General features: G+C 34.2%; 22 protein-coding genes. 7 read left to right on the top strand and 15 right to left on the bottom strand.

Annotated elements, in window-relative coordinates:
• Positions 1-19: 19 nt before the first annotated feature.
• From ACFQ18_RS04985 to cyoE, 7 genes are all read right to left on the bottom strand, one after another.
• Entirely contained in the window at positions 20-475 is a 456-nt protein-coding gene (locus ACFQ18_RS04985; protein WP_047186390.1) for a DUF420 domain-containing protein, read from the bottom strand.
• 34 nt (positions 476-509) lie between these two features.
• Positions 510-1,421: a cytochrome c oxidase assembly factor CtaG gene (gene ctaG, locus ACFQ18_RS04980; RefSeq protein ID WP_060669221.1), complete on the bottom strand. Its 912-nt coding sequence runs from the start codon at positions 1,419-1,421 to the stop codon at positions 510-512.
• A gap of 178 nt (positions 1,422-1,599) precedes the next feature.
• Complete coding sequence (gene ctaF / locus ACFQ18_RS04975) at positions 1,600-1,917, bottom strand: cytochrome c oxidase subunit IVB (protein WP_047186392.1); 318 nt, start codon at positions 1,915-1,917, stop codon at positions 1,600-1,602.
• A gap of 3 nt (positions 1,918-1,920) precedes the next feature.
• Positions 1,921-2,538, bottom strand: a complete 618-nt coding sequence (locus ACFQ18_RS04970) for a cytochrome (ubi)quinol oxidase subunit III (RefSeq protein WP_150874277.1) — start codon at positions 2,536-2,538, stop codon at positions 1,921-1,923.
• Between the two features lies 1 nt (position 2,539).
• On the bottom strand, positions 2,540-4,426 hold the full coding sequence (gene ctaD, locus ACFQ18_RS04965; RefSeq protein ID WP_379565852.1) for a cytochrome c oxidase subunit I: 1,887 nt from the start codon (positions 4,424-4,426) through the stop codon (positions 2,540-2,542).
• An 11-nt stretch (positions 4,427-4,437) separates the two neighbouring features.
• Positions 4,438-5,499 (bottom strand): cytochrome c oxidase subunit II, encoded by a 1,062-nt coding sequence (coxB, locus tag ACFQ18_RS04960; protein WP_047186395.1) that lies wholly within the window; start codon positions 5,497-5,499, stop codon positions 4,438-4,440.
• Between the two features lie 67 nt (positions 5,500-5,566).
• Entirely contained in the window at positions 5,567-6,508 is a 942-nt protein-coding gene (gene cyoE / locus ACFQ18_RS04955) for a heme o synthase (RefSeq protein ID WP_060668685.1), read from the bottom strand.
• Positions 6,509-6,936: 428 nt separating this feature from the next.
• Between cyoE and ACFQ18_RS04950 the strand changes: the two genes are divergently transcribed.
• On the top strand, positions 6,937-7,905 hold the full coding sequence (locus tag ACFQ18_RS04950; RefSeq protein ID WP_047186420.1) for a COX15/CtaA family protein: 969 nt from the start codon (positions 6,937-6,939) through the stop codon (positions 7,903-7,905).
• Between the two features lie 201 nt (positions 7,906-8,106).
• Here ACFQ18_RS04950 and pyc read toward each other — a convergent pair whose 3' ends face one another.
• The 3 genes from pyc to ACFQ18_RS04935 form a co-directional block, all read right to left on the bottom strand.
• A complete protein-coding gene (gene pyc / locus ACFQ18_RS04945; protein WP_204797822.1) occupies positions 8,107-11,541 on the bottom strand; it encodes a pyruvate carboxylase in 3,435 nt (1,144 codons plus the stop codon).
• Positions 11,542-11,555: 14 nt separating this feature from the next.
• The gene (gene ftsW, locus ACFQ18_RS04940) at positions 11,556-12,686 is read right to left on the bottom strand and encodes a putative lipid II flippase FtsW (protein ID WP_060668683.1); all 1,131 of its coding nucleotides are present in this window, start codon (positions 12,684-12,686) and stop codon (positions 11,556-11,558) included.
• 221 nt (positions 12,687-12,907) lie between these two features.
• Positions 12,908-13,189, bottom strand: coding sequence for a YlaN family protein (locus ACFQ18_RS04935; RefSeq protein WP_047186399.1), 282 nt, complete (start codon positions 13,187-13,189; stop codon positions 12,908-12,910).
• A gap of 153 nt (positions 13,190-13,342) precedes the next feature.
• Between ACFQ18_RS04935 and ACFQ18_RS04930 the strand changes: the two genes are divergently transcribed.
• Positions 13,343-13,840 carry a hypothetical protein gene (locus tag ACFQ18_RS04930; protein ID WP_060668682.1) on the top strand — a complete coding sequence of 166 codons (498 nt, stop codon included), beginning with the start codon at positions 13,343-13,345 and terminating at the stop codon, positions 13,838-13,840.
• A 158-nt stretch (positions 13,841-13,998) separates the two neighbouring features.
• A complete protein-coding gene (locus ACFQ18_RS04925) occupies positions 13,999-14,607 on the top strand; it encodes a YhcN/YlaJ family sporulation lipoprotein (protein WP_204797823.1) in 609 nt (202 codons plus the stop codon).
• Between the two features lie 72 nt (positions 14,608-14,679).
• On the opposite strand, the gene ACFQ18_RS04920 is transcribed toward ACFQ18_RS04925, so the two are convergent.
• A complete protein-coding gene (locus ACFQ18_RS04920) occupies positions 14,680-14,922 on the bottom strand; it encodes a hypothetical protein (protein WP_047186402.1) in 243 nt (80 codons plus the stop codon).
• 159 nt (positions 14,923-15,081) lie between these two features.
• Here ACFQ18_RS04920 and ACFQ18_RS04915 point away from each other — a divergent pair, with 159 nt between their 5' ends.
• Positions 15,082-15,285 carry a YlaI family protein gene (locus tag ACFQ18_RS04915; RefSeq protein ID WP_047186403.1) on the top strand — a complete coding sequence of 68 codons (204 nt, stop codon included), beginning with the start codon at positions 15,082-15,084 and terminating at the stop codon, positions 15,283-15,285.
• A 40-nt stretch (positions 15,286-15,325) separates the two neighbouring features.
• On the opposite strand, the gene ACFQ18_RS04910 is transcribed toward ACFQ18_RS04915, so the two are convergent.
• Positions 15,326-15,643 (bottom strand): YlaH-like family protein, encoded by a 318-nt coding sequence (locus tag ACFQ18_RS04910; RefSeq protein WP_047186404.1) that lies wholly within the window; start codon positions 15,641-15,643, stop codon positions 15,326-15,328.
• 269 nt (positions 15,644-15,912) lie between these two features.
• Here ACFQ18_RS04910 and ACFQ18_RS04905 point away from each other — a divergent pair, with 269 nt between their 5' ends.
• A complete protein-coding gene (locus ACFQ18_RS04905) occupies positions 15,913-16,095 on the top strand; it encodes a DUF5325 family protein (protein ID WP_047186405.1) in 183 nt (60 codons plus the stop codon).
• Here the strand turns inward: ACFQ18_RS04905 and ACFQ18_RS04900 are convergent, their stop codons facing one another.
• Both ACFQ18_RS04900 and ACFQ18_RS04895 read right to left on the bottom strand, forming a co-directional pair.
• Positions 16,096-16,902 (bottom strand): inositol monophosphatase family protein, encoded by an 807-nt coding sequence (locus ACFQ18_RS04900; RefSeq protein ID WP_145523576.1) that lies wholly within the window; start codon positions 16,900-16,902, stop codon positions 16,096-16,098.
• Between the two features lie 181 nt (positions 16,903-17,083).
• A complete protein-coding gene (locus ACFQ18_RS04895; RefSeq protein ID WP_370447413.1) occupies positions 17,084-17,266 on the bottom strand; it encodes a hypothetical protein in 183 nt (60 codons plus the stop codon).
• A 290-nt stretch (positions 17,267-17,556) separates the two neighbouring features.
• On the opposite strand from ACFQ18_RS04895, the gene ACFQ18_RS04890 reads away from it, so the two are divergent.
• The gene (locus tag ACFQ18_RS04890) at positions 17,557-18,174 is read left to right on the top strand and encodes a YktB family protein (RefSeq protein ID WP_060668678.1); all 618 of its coding nucleotides are present in this window, start codon (positions 17,557-17,559) and stop codon (positions 18,172-18,174) included.
• Between the two features lie 31 nt (positions 18,175-18,205).
• On the opposite strand, the gene ACFQ18_RS04885 is transcribed toward ACFQ18_RS04890, so the two are convergent.
• Complete coding sequence (locus ACFQ18_RS04885) at positions 18,206-19,162, bottom strand: NAD(P)H-dependent flavin oxidoreductase (protein ID WP_060668677.1); 957 nt, start codon at positions 19,160-19,162, stop codon at positions 18,206-18,208.
• 160 nt (positions 19,163-19,322) lie between these two features.
• On the opposite strand from ACFQ18_RS04885, the gene ACFQ18_RS04880 reads away from it, so the two are divergent.
• Complete coding sequence (locus tag ACFQ18_RS04880) at positions 19,323-20,795, top strand: aminotransferase class I/II-fold pyridoxal phosphate-dependent enzyme (protein ID WP_060668689.1); 1,473 nt, start codon at positions 19,323-19,325, stop codon at positions 20,793-20,795.
• Positions 20,796-20,819 lie beyond the last annotated feature (24 nt).

Below are 20,819 nucleotides of genomic sequence, written 5' to 3'. Positions count from 1 at the left end.
TCCGGCTCCAGAACCTGTTCTAAAATCCCCAAATTGCTCTAAACAGATTTGTAGTTTCTCCAACACCCCAAAAAACATATAGGAATAGATAAACCATTACTCCTGTAATAGCCGTTGCGAACCAAATAATAGCAGTATATGGTCCAATCTTTCTATGTTTCGTGATATTTCGCTTAAAAGCAAGTGTCAAAGTAATAATCCCAAAAACTGCTCCAGTAGTTGCTAATATAATATGGAAAATTAAGAAGATGGTATAATATATTTCTAAATCTTTAGGCCCTCCAAATGAGGTATTTCCCAAAAAAATCGTTCGAGACATATAAATAATAAAAAATAATAACGCACTAATTGAAGCTGCAATCATCGTCTTTTTATGTGCTTTCTCTTTCCCTTTAGCGATAAAGTTCCAACCAAAAGCCATAAAAATCGCACTTAATACAATAAAAAACGTACTTATCGTTGGTAAAAAAGGCATATTTCTCTAATCTCCTCTCATAAAATATGTTTGCTTAATGTGTTTCTATACTAGAGTTGTTACTTGGTAATGGATCAATTTTAGTTCCTTCAGATTTAAACCAATTTAGGAGTATACTAACTAAAACAGAACCATATACAATTTCCTGAATAACCTTCATAATAATTCCACCAAATTGTTGATCAATCATAGTGCTTAATGGTGAAAACATCTCTGGTCCAGATAAAGAGGAAGAAATTCCATTTAACACATCTGTCGGAACACATAAGCTTAATGCTGTTAACCAAGCGCCTTCACTCGAATATGCTGCATACAATGGGGATGATGCAAAAATAATTAACGCACAAGCAGGAGTGATTAATACACTATTCGCAAAGATATACCCTATTTTCAGTAATGGTTTTAAGTGGTCATATTTTTTAACAGGGTTTAATAATGGTAACCACATGATAAACGCTGCAAAAAATAAAATTAAATGAATCAGTGTATGGGCAACTGGTGTTGATTTAGAAAAGTTAAATACAATTGGAATATGATAGATACTAAAGAGACCATTAAAAAATAACATAGAGATAATAGGTCTTGTTAAGAATTGAATTATATTACCAATTATATTCGCTTCATAAACTTTTTTCCAAATCCATGTTGGTAAACCTTTAATAATCAAAATAGGAACAAATATGATGAATACAGCCATTTGTATCATATGTGTTAATAACATGATATGCGATAATAAATCGATGGGCGAGCCTTTTGTAATATAAATCAATACTAAACCTAAATAAAAAGAAAATTGCTGACTGGTAGTAGGTTTAGTATCCCCCCCAAATCTCTCATGATATGGTCCAGTAACGAAATAATAGATTAAGGCAAGAATGATAAGAAATAACATTAAATAGGGACTCCATAGCGCTCTGAAACCAAATATCTGCAGTTCTAACCACATAAGCATTCACTCCATAAGGGTTTTATCTTCATTATACAGTATCCATTTCATATAAACCTATTAAATTTGTGAAGAAATACAAACAAATAACATTAAAAATGATTTGAATTTAACTTAAAAGTTATTTAAAGATAATAAAAAGATCGGGAACACTATCCCGATCTTTTTATATAGGTTTTTACCACCAAATAATTGTAGTAAAGGTAAGAACTGTTACAGCCGCAATCCAAATACCACCATAAATCAAGGAAGAAATTACTTCATGACCTTTATCTTTCATATGCATGAAATAATAAAATTGGAATCCAACTTGTACTAGAGCTAAGATCAAAATAAGTGGTATTACATATGTCTTATTCATTCCTGCTCCGACTGCAATAAAAGCAACTAAAGTAAAGATAATCATTAACGCGAAAGTTATTACTTGATGTTTCATTTCTTCTTTTTGCTTTTGCTTTTTGAAGGAATTAATTTTATTGATATTTGCACCTGTCATAAATTAACTCACCATCCCCATCAAGTATACAACTGTAAAGATAAATACCCAAACAACATCAATAAAGTGCCAATAGATAGCGAACGTGTTGTATTTTGGAGCGTTGTAAAGACTTAACCCTCTTTTTGCATTTCGAACCATTAGTGCTGTTAACCAGCTAAGACCAAATACTACGTGGCCACCGTGGAATCCAACTAATGTATAGAACGCTGATCCGAATGCTGAAGAGCGGAATGTAAAACCATAATCAGTAATATAGTGTGTAAACTCATAAATTTCAAAACCTAAGAATCCTAGACCAAGTAATGCAGTAATTCCAAACCATAATTGCATCTTTTTGAAATCATGGTTTTTCATATGATATATAGCATATACACTAGTTAAAGAACTTGTTAACAAGAGAATAGTCATAACAAATACAAGTTCTAAACCAAATAGTTCTTGGGAAGAAGGTCCACCAGCAGTTGAGTTTCTTAACGCCAAATAGGTTGCAAAGAAACTAGCAAAAAGAACTGTTTCACCACCAAGGAAAAACCATAATCCAAGATACTTATGTTTCCCCTCATGAGTAGCCTTAGCTGGATCATGAATTTCTGGACTCAAGGAATGATCGTGACTCATCTTAATCTGCCTCCTTTTCTAGATCTTCTTTATGAATATGATGACCGTGATCATCTTTCAAAGATCTTATTAGCATAGAGCCTATTGCAATTACCATACCTGCAAATAGAACAATTAGCCAAGATTTATTATCGACTTGATAGATAAATCCAAAGGAAGCTATAAAGAATCCGATTGAAATGACTACCGGCAAAATAGAACCATTAGGCATGTGAATGTCATCAAGAGGTTCAGCTGGAGTCATTTTCGTATTTCCATCCATTTTTTCAATCCAGTAAGGATCTAAACCACGAACTAATGGTAATTGTTTAAAATTATATTCTGGTGCTGGAGATGAAATAGCCCACTCTAATGTACGACCTGTACCCCATGGGTCATTAGCAGCTTTTTCTCCTTTAGCTGTTGTGTAAATAATATTAATAATAAATACTATTGAACCAGCAGCCATAAAGAATGCACCAATTGTACTGATAAGGTTTCCTGTATCCAATCCTTGGTTTTCTAGGAACACCCAATAACGACGAGGCATACCCATTAATCCTAGGAAATGTTGAATAAAGAAAGTTAAATGGAAACCAATAAAGAATAACCAAAATGCAATCTTACCCATAGTTTCATTAAGCACTTTACCGAAAAATTTTGGCCACCAATAATGTAAACCTGCTAAAATACCGAATACTACCCCACCTACGATAACATAGTGGAAATGGGCAATAACGAAATAGGTATCATGGTATTGGAAGTCAGCAGTCGAAGCACCTAGCATTACCCCAGTCATCCCACCAATAGTAAATGACGGAATAAATCCTAATGCCCATAACATTGCTGAATTAATTTTAATACTTCCACCCCACATGGTTGCAAGCCAGTTAAAAATCTTAATACCAGTGGGTACTGCAATCGCCATTGTACCTACCGCAAAAATAGAGTTTGCTACAGGACCAAGACCTACTGTAAACATGTGGTGAGCCCAAACCATAAATCCTAGAAACGCGATTAAGAATGTCGCAAATACCATTGATGAATATCCAAATAAACGTTTCTTAGAGAATGTCGGAATGATTTCACTAAAGATACCGAAAGCCGGTAGAATCAAAATATAAACTTCTGGGTGCCCAAAAATCCAGAATAAGTGTTGCCAAATAACAGAGTTACCACCAAGTGCAACATCAAAGAATGCTGATCCAAACATGCGGTCAAACTGAAGTAAAAATAAACCTACAGTTAATGCTGGAAACGCAAATAGGATAAGAATACTAGCTACAAAAGTAGTCCAAGTAAATAGCGGCATCCGCATGTATGTCATTCCCGGTCCACGCATAGTAACAATAGTAACAAGGAAGTTAATTCCCCCCATTAATGTACCGGCACCAGATAATTGCAGACCCATAACATAATAGTCTAAACCGTGACCTGGTGAGGAAGTAGACAATGGAGCATATCCAGTCCAACCAGCATCAGGTGCACCACCAAAGAACCAACTTAGGTTCATTAAAATACCACCAAGTAAGAATAACCAAAAACCTAGTGAATTCAAGAATGGAAACGCAACATCTCGCGCCCCAATTTGAAGTGGCATAACACCATTCATAAAACCTAATAACATAGGCATGGCCGCAAAGAAAATCATAGTTGTACCATGCATTGTAATCATTTCATTGTATAAACCTGCACTAATAAAATCATTTTCTGGTTTAATTAGTTGAATCCGTATAATTAGAGCTTCAATACCTCCGAGCAGGAAAAAGAATGCACCCGCCGCTAGATACATATTACCGATTTTTTTATGGTCAACTGTTGTTAAATAGTCCCATAAAATAGCACCGAAGCCCTTTTTCTGAGTAGATGCTATACTCAAAACATTAACCTCCCTTTGTATGTCTTTCATCCCAAATAACTTTAGTCAATAATTCCGCCTGCACTTTCAGGATTCACATCTGAATGGTCTAATTGCATTAAGTATTCAGCAATTTTTTCAGCTTCATCTCTTGAAACTTCAGGGTAATTACCAGTCATTTTATTTCCTGGTTTAATTGACTCAGGATCCATAATCCAGTCTACTAAGTTTTCTTTTGTAGGTTCTAAAATACCTGCAACTGCAGTACGGTTTGCGTAGTTAGTTAAATTCGGACCAACTGCTACTGGTGAAGAACCGATTGCATGACAAGCCATACAATTATTAGCTTCAAATAAACCCTGTCCTTCGGATGCAACCGCATCTTGTGGCTTTTCTTCTGGATTCACATTCTTCATATCTTCAACCCATTGATCAAATTCATCTTGGCTAACTGCAACAACTTTAAAGTCCATCAATGAGTGTGATGGGCCACAAAGCTCCGCACATTTACCCCAATATACCCCTTCTTCATATGCTTCTATAAACATTGTGTTTACGTTCTCAGGGTTAGCATCCATTTTCCCAGAAATAGTTGGTACCCAGAATGAATGGATAACATCAGATGATTGAATATCTAGGTATACTTTTTTCCCAACTGGAACATATAAGTCCTGACTTGTTTGAATTTCTTCACCTTTGTAATCAAAATGCCACCAGTATTGATTACCTGTAACTTCAACCTTTATAGAACTCTCAGCTTCTGCAGTATCGGCTAAATCAAAAATAGTGATAATTGTTGGAATAGCTAATACAAATACTAAAACAATCGGTATTGCAGTCCAGACAATCTCTAAAGTGTGATTTCCCTCTACTTGTTTAGGGATATAATCTTCTCTCCCTTTCTTTTCGCGGAATCTAACTACAGCTATCGTAAAAATAATTGCTACAATTATAAATACCGCAGTCATGATAACGATAGAAAGAATCATGATATCCATTGATTTTTCTGCTCCATATCCTTTTGGATCTAGAGCTGTTAAGTTTTCTTTACCACATGCTGATAAAACAATTGCTGTAAAACTTAACATTAGTAAAGTTTTCAATTTTCCCATCCAATGACTCATGTATTCATACCTCTCTTTCTCCTTATGTCTGATACATTTATAAAATTTTTTAAACAACAAGGTAGAGCTAATTAAAAATTGGTAAAGTTACGATAATCATTAGTAAAAAAACAATTGTTAAATAGTTTAAAGAATATATAAACATCATATTCGCCCACTTTAAATCATCTTTGACAAAAAATCCTTTAAAACCTATGATTATCCACCCAATATTTAATAGCGTGGAAATTACAACGAATACCATACCTAGTGATGTCATAAAAAAAGGTAATGGTAATAAGCAAAGAGTATATATCACAATTTGTCGCTTAGTTATTTCAAATCCATAAACGACAGGTAACATTGGTACTCCAGCTTCTTTATAGTCTTCCGTCTTCTTCATCGCTAAAGATAGGAAATGTGGTGTCTGCCAAATAAACATAATTAAAAATAATACTAAAGGAATAATGTGGAATTCTGGACTTATAGCAGCCCATCCAATAAGTGGGGGCATAGCTCCAGAAAAACTACCAACAATCGTATTTAACGTTGTTTTTCTTTTAGACCACATTGTATAAAAGATAACATACACAATCCAACCAAAGAAAGCAAAAAGGGTCGCCTCTATCGTTGTAAAAGATAATAGAAGTAAACCAATAGTTGTGGTTACAAGTCCTATTATTAGTACGGATTTAAGCGAAAAGAATCCAGTTACCGTAGGACGATTTTTAGTTCGTTCCATTTTTGGATCAATATCTACATCGAACCAATTATTAACGATACAACCGCCCGCTATAACTAAAGCGCTTCCCAGTAGGGTCAAAGCTATAACATCCCAATGGTACTTAAGGGAAGAATCAGTAAAATAAATTGCTAACCATATTCCAGTAAAAGTAGTAATTAAATTGGAATTAATGATTCCAACCTTAATTAAGGCTTTTATTTCTGTAATTAATGTCTTGAATTTTTGTCTTGTAGATACTGTTGAATCTTGTATTATTTCTCTGTACGGCGCACCCGCTTTATTCATACACCCCTATACCCCCTTTATCACAATGTCAATGTTGTAAAATCTCGGAATCCATTAAAAAGGACGACTAATGAAATAATATCACGAAAAGATAAGATAATCCATAAACCCATACTGACTACTATCTTAGCACGGTGTACGCCTTGAAAGTGTGACAAAAATTCGAACTTTAGCAAAACATTGTGAATATTCAATGAAACTATGTATCCTTACTACTTATATACTGTATTAGCAATTATTCCCTAATCTATTTCTAGCAAACTCTAGACAATATTGCAAGGTTTTTTACATTTTACATAGTGAAAATAGGATTTTGTCGTGTTATATTAATGATGTAAGAGCTTTTATTGGATTATTTATGATGATAATATTAATATTAGGAGGATTGTATTTATACTATACATCACAAAGTGAGGCATACATATATTATGATGAAACTTTTGAAATGGTTATCTGTACTAGCGACGATTGGTATGCTGCTAGTATTACTAGGTGGAGCACTTGTAACAAAAACGGGATCTGAAGATGGTTGTGGAGACAGTTGGCCTTTATGTGAAGGACAACTAATACCTTCTGAGTCCCATTTCGAGATGATTATTGAATTAAGTCACAGATTAGTTTCAGGAGGAGTAGGAATTATAGTTGTTGCATTGGCAATTCTTGCTTGGAAACAATTCGGAACTATTCGTGAAGTGAAGTTTCTCTCCATTACTTCTGTTTTCGTTCTCCTATTACAAGCTCTAATTGGAGCAGCGGCAGTGATGTGGGGGCAGTCTGATTTTGTTTTAGCGGCTCATTTTGGTATTTCACTAATATCTTTTGCAGCAGTATTTCTACTAATGTTACTAATTTTTGAAATCGATAAGAAATGGGATACAAAAACGTTAGCTATACAGAAAAAAAATCGCATTGAAATTTACTTACTTACAGCTTATTCCCTCATAGTTGTTTATTCAGGAGCGTTAGTACGACATACAAGTTCAAATTTAGTATGTAGTAGCTGGCCATTCTGTAATAACAATGCGCCCTTTTCCTATACGGATTACAATTTCCAGCAATGGATACAAATGGGTCATCGTTTCATGGCAGGAATCTTATTTATATGGACCATTGCTCTATTTATCAAATTGATAAAACGTTATAGATCAAATCACGTCATGTACTGGGGTTCGATTATCACCATTTCTTTAATTACTTTACAAGTCTTTTTTGGCGCTATGATTATTTTTACTCTACTAAACCTTGCAGTTGCTTTAATGCATGCACTTGTTATATCTTGTTATTTTGGTATGTTAAGTTATTTTCTATTACTTTCTAGCAGAAGCGCCAAAGCAGAGAAAGTAAGGTTAAAAAAAGAAAACAATAAATATCAACAATCTGCAATTAAAACTTTATAAAGAAGACAACCATCAGTGGGGTTTCCTTCATCCCCCACTGATGGTTTGGCTCACAGCTATCCTCCCACCTACCTTCTTTATTTACCCTGAAGCATGAGGTGGGAGTCTTGCTGCCCTTTTAGGTGGAATAAAATAAGTAGAAAAGGAAGCGTTCCATTTGGAAGCTTCCTTTTCTACCTTTAGGATGTTGAACACATACTTTTATTCAAATTCTATTAGAAGATCGTCGACAGCTATGCTATCCCCTTTTCCAACATGAATTTCCTTAATAACTCCTCTAAATGGCGCTTGAATTGTTGTTTCCATTTTCATCGCTTCTGTTGTCAGTAAGTTATCACCTTTGTCAACATGATCTCCTTTTGAACAGCTAACCTCTAAAACCGTACCTGGCATTGTCGCACCAATTTGTTTTTCATTTCCTTTATCTACTTTAGCTCTTGTTGCGACAGAAGATTGTACATTTTCGTCTTTGATATTAATTTGTCTTGGTTGACCGTTTAACTCAAAGTATACAGTACGAGTCCCATCTGGTTCCGGTTGAGAAATAGAAATTAACCGAACAAAAAGGGTTTTTCCTTTTTCAATTTCTACTTCTATTTCTTCTCCTAAGTTCATTCCAAAAAAGAAAGTTGGAGTGTCTAACACGGACATATCACCATATTCTTCATAGAACTTTTGATAATCCATGAATACTTTAGGATAGAGGGCATAAGAAATCACATCGAAACTGGTTACTTGTCTGTTTAAAGTTTTAAATAAAGTATTTCTTATTTCTACAAAGTCAACTGGGTCTAATAATTCACCAGGCCTTACTGTAATTGGTTCCTTGCCTTTAAGAATAATTCTTTGTAATTCTTTAGGGAAACCTTGATATGGTTGACCAATCATTCCTTGTATAAATTCAATAACGGAATCAGGAAAATCAATTGACTCTCCACGTTCAAAAATATCATCTTCCGTTAAATTATTTTGTACCATAAATAAAGCCATATCTCCTATCACTTTTGAGGACGGTGTAACTTTCACTATGTCACCAAACATATCATTCACATTACGGTACATTGCTTTTACTTCATCCCAACGTTCTCCTAAACCAACAGCTATTGCTTGTTGCTGTAGGTTACTATATTGACCGCCAGGCATTTCGTGGAAATAAACTTCAGTGTGCGGAGCCTTCATACCATTTTCAAGGTCTGAATAATATCCACGAACACCTTCCCAATAAGTTGATAGTTTTTCATAGTTTTCTACATTAATTTTTGGCTGACGGTCTGTACCTTCAAGTGCATGATATAGGGTTTGTGCACTTGGTTGAGAAGTATGCCCAGCCATTGAACCAACTGCTACGTCTACAACATCAACTCCCGCTTGAATGGCACGTGCATAAGTATAGATACCGTTGCCGCTTGTATCATGTGTATGAAGATGAATAGGTAAATCCGTTGATTCTTTTAATGTAGATATTAATTGATACGCTGCCTCAGGTTTTAATAATCCCGCCATATCTTTAATACCTAGAATATGTGCTCCAGAAGCTTCAAGTTCTTTAGCCATATTTTTATAATAATCTAAATCATATTTTGTTCTACCTTTATCCAATATGTCACCTGTATAACATAAAGTAGCTTCAGCAATTTTATTATTTTCCCTAACGGATTCGATGGCTAAACGCATACCTTCTATCCAGTTTAAACTATCAAAAATACGGAATACATCTATTCCCGCACTAGAGCTCTTTTGAATGAATTCGCTGATCACATTATCTGGGTAGTTTTTGTATCCCACTGCATTACTTGCTCTTAATAACATTTGGAATAGAACATTCGGCATTTTCTCGCGCAGTTTTAATAATCTATGCCATGGATCTTCTTTTAAGAAACGGTAAGCCACATCGAATGTTGCCCCTCCCCACATTTCTACTGAGAACAAATTAGGCAATAATTTAGCGGTTGGTTCAGCAATATCCAACATGTCTTTTGTTCTAATTCTTGTTGCTAAAAGCGATTGATGAGCATCACGAAATGTAGTGTCTGTTAGCAACACTTCTTTTTGATCTTTCAACCATTTCGCCAGACCTTCTGGACCCTGCTCATCTAATATTTGTTTCGTTCCAAAAAATTCCTCGTTTGCATTTTTTACTTTTGGAATTTTCAACGCTGGATAGTTTGGTTTTTCTCTTCCACCTACACCATTTACTGTTGTATGTGCAATATACGAAAGCATTTTCGTTCCACGGTCTTTTCTTTTAGGGAAAACAAATAATTCAGGTGTATGATCAATAAACGTCGTGTCATATTCACCAGACAAGAAATTTTCATGCATAATTACATTTTCAAGGAAATGAATATTTGTTTTAATACCACGGATTCGGAATTCTTTTAAATTTCGAACCATTTTATGGGCAGCTTGCTCAAAAGTCAATGCGTGTGTAGAAACTTTCACAAGTAAAGAATCATAATAAGGGGAAATAACTGCACCTTGATAAGCATTACCGGCATCCAGTCTTACACCAAATCCCCCACCAGATCGATACGCCATAATTTTTCCAGTGTCAGGCATAAAATTATTTAACGGATCTTCTGTAGTGATACGTGATTGAATTGCATAACCATTAGTTCGGATCTCATCTTGTGGTGGGATACCAACCGTTTTACTGTTAATCTCGTAGCCTTGAGCAATTCTTACTTGAGTTTGTACGATATCAATACCAGTAATCATTTCCGTAATTGTATGTTCTACTTGAACGCGAGGATTAACCTCTATAAAATAAAATTCATTGTTCGTTACAAGAAATTCAACGGTTCCAGCATTAATGTAATTTACATTTTTCATTAATCGCACTGCAGCATCGCAAATTTCATGACGTAATTCTTCTGATAAGGATAAACTTGGAGCTACTTCTACAACTTTTTGATGGCGACGTTGTACTGAACAATCCCTTTCATATAGGTGAACAATATTTCCATGTTGATCTCCAATAATTTGAACTTCTATATGCTTTGGATTTTCAATTAATTTTTCTACGTAAATTTCATTATTACCAAATGCCGCTTTCGCCTCTGATTTAGCGCGTTCATAAGCTTCTTTGACACTTTTCTCATTCCGAACAATACGCATTCCACGTCCGCCACCACCAAGTGAAGCTTTGATGATAATTGGATACCCATGATTTTCTCCAAATTCAACTACTTCATCCAATGTTTGAACGGGACCATCACTACCAGGAATGACTGGGAGTCCTGCGTTTACAGCTTGTTCCCTTGCTTTAACTTTATCCCCAAACATGCTTAAATGTTCACTATTTGGTCCAATAAAGATTAGCCCTTCCTCTTCACATCTCTTAGCAAATTGTATGTTTTCCGATAAGAAACCATACCCAGGATGGATTGCATCTACATCCACTTTTTTGGCCAAAGCAATAATTCCCTCAATATCTAAATAAGCATCAATTGGTTTTTTACCTTCTCCGATTAAATACGCTTCGTCAGCCTTAAATCGATGGTAAGATCCAGTATCTTCTTTTGAGTAAATGGCCACTGTGCGAATATTTAATTCTGTACAAGCACGAAATACACGAATTGCTATTTCTCCACGGTTTGCAACTAGTACTTTATTAATTCTTTTGATTTCTCCCATAATATACCTCCTGTTTATTTATGTTTAATAGTTGTTTGGTAACCATCCCTGTTAACAGACATCGCAATGTTGTTTAATATTCCCATCGAAATTAACATCACTAACAGAGAAGATCCGCCATAACTTACAAATGGTAAAGGAACACCTGTTATAGGTAGAAGGCCACTAATTGCACCTAAATTAATAAAAGCTTGAATACCTACCATGGAAGATATTCCAATTGCGAGTAACGATCCAAAGCTATCACTACATTTTCTAGCTATAAATATACCTCGCAAAACAATGATAGCTAATAAACCGATTACGATAATAACTCCTATAAGCCCTAACTCTTCTGCTACTATCGCCATGATAAAGTCCGTATGGGCTTCCATCAAATACCCCAATTTTTGAACACTCTGACCTAAACCAGTTCCTGTTAACCCACCTGTTCCAATTGCTATATAAGACTGAATTAAGTGGTATCCATCGGTATCAGGAGTTTGAAATGGCTGATAAGCTCCTGTAAATCTAGCTAAGCGTTCCTCTGATACCATAAACGGAATGGTTAATAAGATTATTCCAATTCCGATGGCTATCAAAATGGACAAATGTTTCAACCTTATTCCTGAGCTAAATATGACAGAACACGCTATTAAGAAAATGATAGCAGCTGTTCCAATATCAGGTTGTAGAACGATTAAGCCTAAAATAATACCAGTCATTACTAATGGTGGTAATACTCCTCTGTAAAACTCATTAATGTAAGATTGTTTCTTAGAATATACTGATGCTAGATACATAATTAAAGCTAATTTTGCAAATTCTGCAGGTTGGAAACTGGCTGGTCCAAAGTTATACCATGATCTAGCATTATTTACCGTACTTCCAAAAAGGAATAATCCTAGTAGAAGAATAATTACTAAAATAATAATCAGTTTCATTAATTTCTGATATTTTTTATATGGAAAAATCGAGGTAAATACAAATCCCAATAATCCAAAAGCAAACCAAATGGCTTGTCTAATCAAATAGTGATTACTCTTAAAACCTTCTACAACCGCTGTAACCATACTAGCGCTATATATCATGACAAGTCCGAATGCTGCTAATACTAATGGGGCAATGATTAGTGTGTAATCATAATCTTTAATTCTTTTTATCATCTTACTACTCCCTATTAATCTATGTATTTTAAATAGTAGATGAAAATAGAAATATTTTTAATAGTTTACCACATGAATGTTATTTATGTAAAATCTATTGAAGAATAAAAGTTTTCAACCTACTGTTTTATTAATTGTAAAGAAACAAAAAAACCTTGCCAATAACTATAATGTGGGCAAAGTTTTTGCGTTTTCTTTCTTAGATCTATGGAACAAAATAACTATAATGAATTTTGAGAAGCCTCATGGAGTATATTCAATTTTTTTTCCAAATTTTCCAGAAGTTCTTTTCCTTCATTCTCACTTATTAAGTCCAAACGTACTGCAAAATCAATTTCCCTTGAAAGACCAAACATTTGAGTATCCAAAACATCTTCATATACGGGACATTGTGGCATTGTTAAATTTTCTATCTGAACTTCTATAAGTCTTAAAATTTTTTCAGCATCAGCCTTAAGAAGAGCATGGGCTTTATCGCGGTGATTCACAGTAACCTCAGGCATCAAAATTATCCCCCCCGCTAGAGACTTTTCTTATATTATATTAAAGCTAGCACTCAAAAAATGCAAATAAAATAAAGTCTTCTTTTATGGTGAAAAATATAATTTTCTTTGCTATTCTTAATAAAGATACATAAATGAGGGGGAGAGAGCAAAATGATCGTACCAATTATAGGAAATGTTTCCTATTCCATTACCTTAGATCCAACTGTTTGGATTTTTGACGAACGAAAAGTATTGCTCGATGAAGCATTTACGAAAAATACTAAATCAAAGGAAGATATCCCTAATACCAAAAAGTTAGCCGAGAGATATAACAGAGAAGTATTTCAATCAAATGCGAAAGTACCTCCTGTTAATAAGGGCCTAACCAAAAAGGAAGGTGAAGAAATACTTAAAAATTCCTATGTTATGCCTCTTTACGATTTCGTAAAAAATGCGGAAATTAATGATTCTGCAAAAAGTGCCACTTTTCTATCTGAGGATAATCAAGAGTTAGTAACTATCGATATAGATCAACTAGTAAATGGTTATTTTTTATTTGCTATTGATGGTAAGCCAATTAAAAAAGATGGACCTGTTTACTTTATCTATGGTAATGGAATGAATAAAAATGATCCTATTAAAAACATTAAAAAAATAAAAATTAATTAATTGTTATAAAAGTTGCTATATGTATAGCAGCTTTTTTGCATTAGGGATTGTTTAAAAGTTAGTAAAGTTTTTTGAAATAGCAAGATTTTTCATGTACCGAGTATAAATTATTTTATTCCATCCAAAATAAGCATAACGCAAGATTGAGGAGGAATGAAATGATTATAAATAGAAAGTTCATTTTAATTATTTCGCTTTTAACGATGTTCATTTTCTCGGGATGTGCTGGACAAAATGACGAAAGCTCTTTAGAATCAAGGAAAACAAATGATCAATTTGTGCAAGTAAAAAACTCAAGCCCACATGATTTACAAGATTTATCAAATGCAGAAATAGCAACACATTTATCAAATGTTGCTAGCAGAGTTCCGGACGTTAACGATGCAACGACAGTTGTTGCAGGTCCATATGCGGTAGTGGGAATAGATGTAGATAAAGATTTAGATCGATCGCGAGTTGGAACAATTAAATATACTGTTTTGGAGTCTTTATATCATGATCCTTACGGAAAAACAGCTGTAGTTGTTGCTGATGCAGATGTTACAGAGAGGTTAAAAGGTATAGCCGAGAAAATAAGACAAGGTCACCCTGTTCAAGGATTTGTCGATGAACTATCAGCAATCGTTGGTAGATATATGCCTAATGTTCCTATAAGAGACGATGTACCAGAGGAACCTGATCAAAACAAAGAAAATATTCCTAAAGACGAACAACAACAATTAGAAGAAATTGAAAAAGAACAATCTAATCATAATCTAAACAAATAGAGGGTTGGCATTCGCTATTAGGTGAGCGAATGCCTTTTTTATACTAAACTAAAGAAAAGTTAACTCCCCTCTTTAGTCGTTTTTATTTTCATTATAGTAGTGGACTCCAAATTGAGAACCCTCAGAAACCATTTTTGAATTTTCTAGTTGGGTTTCATTAACAATTGGCGATTGATCAGGAACACCAGCATTCTCAAAAGTTGAATTACTATCCCTATCACTATTTTGATAACCTTTTAAGTAGCATTGAACAGCAATCACTCCAATTGCTGCACCCATTATTCCTAACGCTGTATACATAAAAATTTTTTTCATATTATCACCTCCGAGTCTCTTTATTAATATATACCCCCATTTTCATTCTAAAAACATTGTATTTTTATGATATAATAAAGAGGATTTCTACTAACAATTTGTCTAAGGTGAAAATTCATCCCACCCTGCAAAATTTATGGATTGGTTTGAGGTGAGAATATGCAGGTTAAATGTACTTTATGTGATAAAATAGATAGCCTACAAGATAATACCAAAGAAGCTAAAAAACTAAGAAATCGTAGAACCTATATGTATTTATGTCCAGATTGCCGTGAAAGAATAGATAAAAAGACAAAAGAACGTCATGCCACGGGAAGATTTTATCTATTTGAAGAAAATAAACAACATGACCCTTTCATTTAAATATAGAAAAAGCGCCTTTGATCAGGCGCTTTTTCTATATTTAAGAAGCATTTTCTTTTTTAGCTCTACGCTGAAAGTGAAGTCTAGTACGATAAATCGCTAACACTAAATTAATGACTATCAAGCTTTCAACACTAGGCATTCTCATGACCGTACTGAATATCGTCAGAATATATACACCGACTAATAAAAGTATGTACACAATAACGGATTGTAGAAGCGGTAATTTTCTAGCAAAGCCTAATTTATATGCTATAACGGAAAGAATTAAATTTAGTACATAAAATATCCAAAATATGTTTTCAACCCCATATTGGTTCAGTACCATATCAAATACAAAAAAACTAAAATTATCCATCTGTCTCCCCCACTTTAACGTTCATACCTTTACTATCTTATCATACTAAACCTTTAATAATCATGCTAGTAGAAAGTGAATTTAATAAGGATATTGAGTTGGGCGCAAAGCTCGTCTTTAGTCGGCCTTCCTTTAACTTCTACGTTGCCAACGTCCTTTGGGTAACGTAGAAGTTTTTTTATTCTCTTTTTTGACACATCGTATAGAAAGTGGATTTTTGAAAATTATAATGATTTAAGTTATAATAGAAACGAAATAGAGGTGTCTTGATGGAAAATATTAACGGAAAAATGTTGACGCTAGCATTATTGGTTGTAGCATCATTTATAGGAGCTGCTATTTCGATTACCTATCGAAATATATGGGTTATACTTTTATTTATTTTATTGGGATTTATTATAATGGGATACGGCCTATCGTTAAAAAGGAAGGAAAAAAGTGACGTAAAATAGTCACTTCCTTCCTTCTTTTATAAATTGGATAATTTGGTAGTGGAGAGCTTGATTACTTGCTACCACTGTACTTTTATTTAACATATCCAAAGGTGTTCCATCTACATTGGTAGTCACTACTCCTACTTCTCCAGCAATTACCATTCCTCCAGCAACGTCCCATGGTGCTAAACCTAAAGAAAGGTAGCCATTCGTTATACCTTCAGCTAAATAAGCGAAATCTAAAGCAGCTGAACCATATGTCCTTGTTCCTCTTACATGTTTTACAAATTTTTGCATGGTTTCTACTTCTACTGTCAAATTATTACAGAGCCAAAAATGATTCATTCCAACTATTGCCTTTTCTAAAACTACTTCCTTATTAAGAGGTTCTAATTTTGTATCATTCTTATATGCTCCTTGATTTCTTTTTGCATGATATAAAACATCATTCATAACATCGTATACAAAGCCAATTTCACCAACACCATCATGAAAAATTCCTATCGAGATAGCAAAATTACGTTTTTGATGTACAAAGTTCATAGTCCCATCAATGGGATCTATTATCCAAACTGTTCCATCCAAGTTAGTTAATTCATCGCCATAGCCTTCCTCACCGATAATAGAATGATTAGGATAAGTCCCTTTTATCTTAGAAACAAAAAATAATTCTGTTTCCTTGTCCATTGTAGTAACAAGATCATTTGGGTTTGATTTAGTATCAATAGTTAATGGATTATTAATTTTGCTACGAATATTTTCCCCGGCTTCTTCTACCCATTTTTTTGCATTTGTGTAAATTTCTTCAAGCATCTCATGGTTCATAGTAAATCCTCCATTTTTACAATATACGTTTATTGTATCAAAACCAAGGAGTCAAGTCATCAAGTCCACTTGATAGAAAAAAACAATAAAGAATACCTGGCAGATTGAAAAACATATACTTTCTTCCAACATAGGTATAACTAAGGCATTCGCTAAAGCCTAATAGCGAATGCCTAGTTTTCTAGTACTTTTTTATTTCCGTTAATTGTTTTACCAAAAATGTTAATCGTTCTTTTGACTTTATAATTTGCACTTGGTCATCTTCTTGAATAGCATCATAAAGTGTCATTAGCTCGTAATCAATTTCCATTTTTATAACCGGCAATTTTTCTTTTGCTTCTTCTCTCTTAATAATTTCCATCACGAACTTCAAAAGAGCCTCTCCCTTCAGTTAATTTATTAGCTCCATTAACTTCCGACTTTATATATTTTATGTCTAAGATGATAATTGGTTCGTTTAATTTTCAGAAGAGGATGGTTATAATAAGTATTTCCTCTAGTTGTCTTAGGAAACTTCTGTTTCGAAATTTGCGATACTTGACTTCATTATATGATTACTTAATAATAATTATTATAATAAAGTGAAACCTATTCAAAAGTTGTTGATTGTAATTTAATCGAATGAATATTTAATTTATTGGAAGGATGATTAAAATGTCATTACAAGGATTTAACAAAGAAGACTTTGAAACATTTCATATTGACGGCTTAGATTCTAGAATGGAAGCAATTCAAAACCGAATACAGCCGAAATTTCAATTAATTGGTAGTCAATTAGTTGACGTTCTTTCAGCCGAATTGGGAAATGAAATGTTTTTGCATATCGCCAAGCATGCTAGAAGGACGGTAAACCCGCCACAAGATACCTGGTTAGCCATAGGAAATAATAAAAGGGGGTATAAAAAACACCCTCATTTTCAATTAGGACTATTTGATGATCATCTATTTGTTTGGCTTGCTTTTATTTACGAACTTCCAAATAAAGAGAAGATTGCACAATCATTTATCAACCAATTTGAAGATTTGAAGAAACTCCCAAACGATTATGTAATTTCGTTAGATCATACAAAAAAAGAATCTTTTCCTATTACTGAACTAGATATAAAACATCTTGAGAGATTTCGAGATGTAAAAAAGGGTGAATTTTTAATTGGGAAGCACCTTTCTCCAGATGATGAACGGGTTAGAAATGGGGAAAAATTATTCAAATTTACGAAAGAAACCTATGAAGATTTAATTCCTTTTTATCAATCCTCGCTACAAACACATTAATGTGAAAAGGGAGCTGTATAGCAGCCCCCTCTCACTTCCATTTATTTACAACTTGTTCTGCTTCTTTTATAATACCTTGTATAAGTTCATCAACCGTTGGTATATCTTTAATTCTTATGGCAGACTGACCTGCCCATCCAAAACCATTTTCATTGTCCCCATCATAAATAAAGCGTTTATTTGCTTTACCACTAATATAATCTTTAAGTGACTCATATCCATCATTATGTTCTTCTATCTCTAAAATTTTATCCGTCCAATTATTTTTTAGTGCTCTTGCTGGGGCACCTATTGACCGTTTAATAACAACTGTGCTATTATCATCTGCTTGCAAAATAGCTTGTTTGTACCGCTCATGAGCATGAACACATTCTTTCGTTGCAATAAACCTTGTCCCCATCTCTATTCCTTCTGCTCCAAGACTTAAAGCTGCCATTAATCCTCTTCCGTCCACAATGCCACCAGATGAAACAACAGGTATAGATACATGATCCACTACATCTGGAGTTAACACAAGTGTTCCTGTATCACTACGCCCAAGATGGCCACCACCTTCTTGGCCAACTACCATCACGGCATCTGCACCTAATTCTTCTGCTTTTTTAGCCTGCCGTTTCGCCGCCACTAATACTAATGTTTTAATATTGTGACCCTTAACCATATCAAGGAGCTCGTTTGGATTTCCCCCTGTGACAGAAATAACCGGAACTTTTTCTGAAATTGCGACATCTACCATGTGATCGAAACGTCTTCCATGTTGTCCAATAGCAAAATTGACTCCAAAAGGCTTATCTGTAAGTGTTTTAACTTTTTGAATTTCTTTACGTAATTCTTCTGGGCTACCCAAACTCATTGCAGTTATTTGCCCTAATCCCCCAGCATTAGATACAGCTGCAGCTAAATCCGAATAAGCCAGGTAAGCTAAGCCTCCTTGAATAATTGGATATTCTATATTTAATAATTCTGTAAGCCGGGTTTGAAACTTCATGCCTATTCCCCCTAAGTCTTTATTTTCATCTATATAAATCTTAACATTTTTCTATAGATACTTGCTAACACTATACAAATAAATTACTAATTCTGCTATAATACTTTGGTTACAAAATGCAAAAATATGTTTTCAACCATAGAGGAGAATGTTTTCCATGATAGATCAACAACGTACACCATTATTTTCTGGTTTATTAAGGCATATAAATAATCATCCCATTCCTTTTCATATACCCGGCCATAAAAAAGGGAATGCTATTGACCCAGCATTTAAAGATTTCTTAGGTGAGAATGTATTTAAAATGGATTTAATTAATATAGAACCACTTGACGATTTACACCATCCCCAAGGAATCATTAAAGAGGCCCAAGAATTAGCTGCAGAGGCCTTTGGAGCGGATTATACTTTCTTTTCCGTTCAAGGAACTAGTGGTGCTATTATGACAATGATTTTAAGTGTATGTAAACCGGGGGATAAAATTATTGTTCCAAGAAACGCACATAAATCTATTACTTCCGCAATTATATTTGCTGGTGCAACTCCGATTTTTATACATCCGGAATTAGATGAAAACTTAGGTATTTCTCATGGTATAACCCCATCTGCTGTAAAACACGCATTACAGGTACACCCTGATGCGAAAGGTGTATTAGTCATTAACCCTACTTACTTCGGAATAGCTGGAGATTTAGAAAAAATTGTTTCAATTGCACATGAATATAATGTTCCTGTTCTGGTTGATGAAGCACATGGGGTTCATATTCATTTTCATGAAGGTCTTCCACTTTCGGCAATGCAGGCTGGTGCAGATATTGCGGCGACCAGTGTCCATAAATTAGGAGGATCCTTAACGCAAAGCTCTGTTTTAAATCTCCAAGGTGATCGAATTTCACATGAAAGAGTTCAAACCATTTTGTCCATGTTAACTACAACTTCTACATCTTACATTTTATTAGCATCATTAGATGTAGCGAGAAAACAACTTACGACCAATGGGTATCAAATGATCGAAAAGTCCATCCAACTTGCCGATTTTGCTAGAACAGAAATAAATAATAATCTTTCCTATATTTACTGTGTCGGAGAGGAAATTCTTGGAACAGAAGCTACTTTTAGATACGATCCTACCAAATTAATCATTTCAGTAAAAAACTTAGGCTTGACTGGATATGATGTTGAAGTATGGTTACGGGAAAATTATCATATAGAGGTGGAACTTTCCGATTTATATAATATATTATGCATTATTACACCCGGAGATGATGAAAAGACGATTCAGATACTTTTAAAAGCCCTTAAAAGATTGGAATCGGAAAATATGAATGATGTAATAACTCGAGAAGTGAATGTAAAAATCCCTGACATTCCATTACTAGCTATTTTACCCCGGAATGCATTTTATGCCGAAACAGAGATTATACCATTTTCCGAGGCTGATGGACGTATAAGTGCAGAATCCATAATGGTTTACCCCCCTGGAATTCCTATATTTATCCCGGGTGAAATCATTACAAAGGAAAATATAAATTATATAAATAAAAATAAACAAGCCGGTTTACCAGTACAAGGATTACAGGATGAAACACTTGAATCTATTCGTGTGATAAAAGAACAAAAGCCTATTTATTAAAATTAATTAGTAACGAGGGGATCG

The organism is Oceanobacillus caeni (genome assembly GCF_042678465.1).
GTDB classification, from domain to species: Bacteria; Bacillota; Bacilli; order Bacillales; family Amphibacillaceae; genus Oceanobacillus; species Oceanobacillus caeni.
The sequence above is the reverse complement of the archived record's forward strand: the minus strand, read 5'-3'. Positions and strand labels throughout refer to the sequence as shown.

Excerpts from the sequence above, each read along its gene's own strand:
- ACFQ18_RS04905 (WP_047186405.1), top strand. The coding sequence starts at position 15,913 with ATGGAAAATATTAACGGAAAAATGTTGACGCTAGCATTATTGGTTGTA.
- coxB (WP_047186395.1), bottom strand. The coding sequence starts at position 5,499 with ATGAGTCATTGGATGGGAAAATTGAAAACTTTACTAATGTTAAGTTTT.
- ACFQ18_RS04970 (WP_150874277.1), bottom strand. The coding sequence starts at position 2,538 with ATGAGTCACGATCATTCCTTGAGTCCAGAAATTCATGATCCAGCTAAG.
- ACFQ18_RS04900 (WP_145523576.1), bottom strand. The coding sequence starts at position 16,902 with ATGAACCATGAGATGCTTGAAGAAATTTACACAAATGCAAAAAAATGG.
- pyc (WP_204797822.1), bottom strand. The coding sequence starts at position 11,541 with ATGGGAGAAATCAAAAGAATTAATAAAGTACTAGTTGCAAACCGTGGA.
- ACFQ18_RS04950 (WP_047186420.1), top strand. The coding sequence starts at position 6,937 with ATGATGAAACTTTTGAAATGGTTATCTGTACTAGCGACGATTGGTATG.
- ACFQ18_RS04920 (WP_047186402.1), bottom strand. The coding sequence starts at position 14,922 with ATGAAAAAAATTTTTATGTATACAGCGTTAGGAATAATGGGTGCAGCA.
- ACFQ18_RS04915 (WP_047186403.1), top strand. The coding sequence starts at position 15,082 with ATGCAGGTTAAATGTACTTTATGTGATAAAATAGATAGCCTACAAGAT.
- ctaD (WP_379565852.1), bottom strand. The coding sequence starts at position 4,426 with ATGAAAGACATACAAAGGGAGGTTAATGTTTTGAGTATAGCATCTACT.
- ACFQ18_RS04885 (WP_060668677.1), bottom strand. The coding sequence starts at position 19,162 with ATGAAGTTTCAAACCCGGCTTACAGAATTATTAAATATAGAATATCCA.
- ACFQ18_RS04930 (WP_060668682.1), top strand. The coding sequence starts at position 13,343 with ATGATCGTACCAATTATAGGAAATGTTTCCTATTCCATTACCTTAGAT.
- ACFQ18_RS04925 (WP_204797823.1), top strand. The coding sequence starts at position 13,999 with ATGATTATAAATAGAAAGTTCATTTTAATTATTTCGCTTTTAACGATG.
- ACFQ18_RS04910 (WP_047186404.1), bottom strand. The coding sequence starts at position 15,643 with ATGGATAATTTTAGTTTTTTTGTATTTGATATGGTACTGAACCAATAT.
- ctaF (WP_047186392.1), bottom strand. The coding sequence starts at position 1,917 with ATGACAGGTGCAAATATCAATAAAATTAATTCCTTCAAAAAGCAAAAG.
- cyoE (WP_060668685.1), bottom strand. The coding sequence starts at position 6,508 with ATGAATAAAGCGGGTGCGCCGTACAGAGAAATAATACAAGATTCAACA.
- ftsW (WP_060668683.1), bottom strand. The coding sequence starts at position 12,686 with ATGATAAAAAGAATTAAAGATTATGATTACACACTAATCATTGCCCCA.
- ACFQ18_RS04890 (WP_060668678.1), top strand. The coding sequence starts at position 17,557 with ATGTCATTACAAGGATTTAACAAAGAAGACTTTGAAACATTTCATATT.
- ACFQ18_RS04935 (WP_047186399.1), bottom strand. The coding sequence starts at position 13,189 with ATGCCTGAGGTTACTGTGAATCACCGCGATAAAGCCCATGCTCTTCTT.
- ACFQ18_RS04985 (WP_047186390.1), bottom strand. The coding sequence starts at position 475 with ATGCCTTTTTTACCAACGATAAGTACGTTTTTTATTGTATTAAGTGCG.
- ctaG (WP_060669221.1), bottom strand. The coding sequence starts at position 1,421 with ATGTGGTTAGAACTGCAGATATTTGGTTTCAGAGCGCTATGGAGTCCC.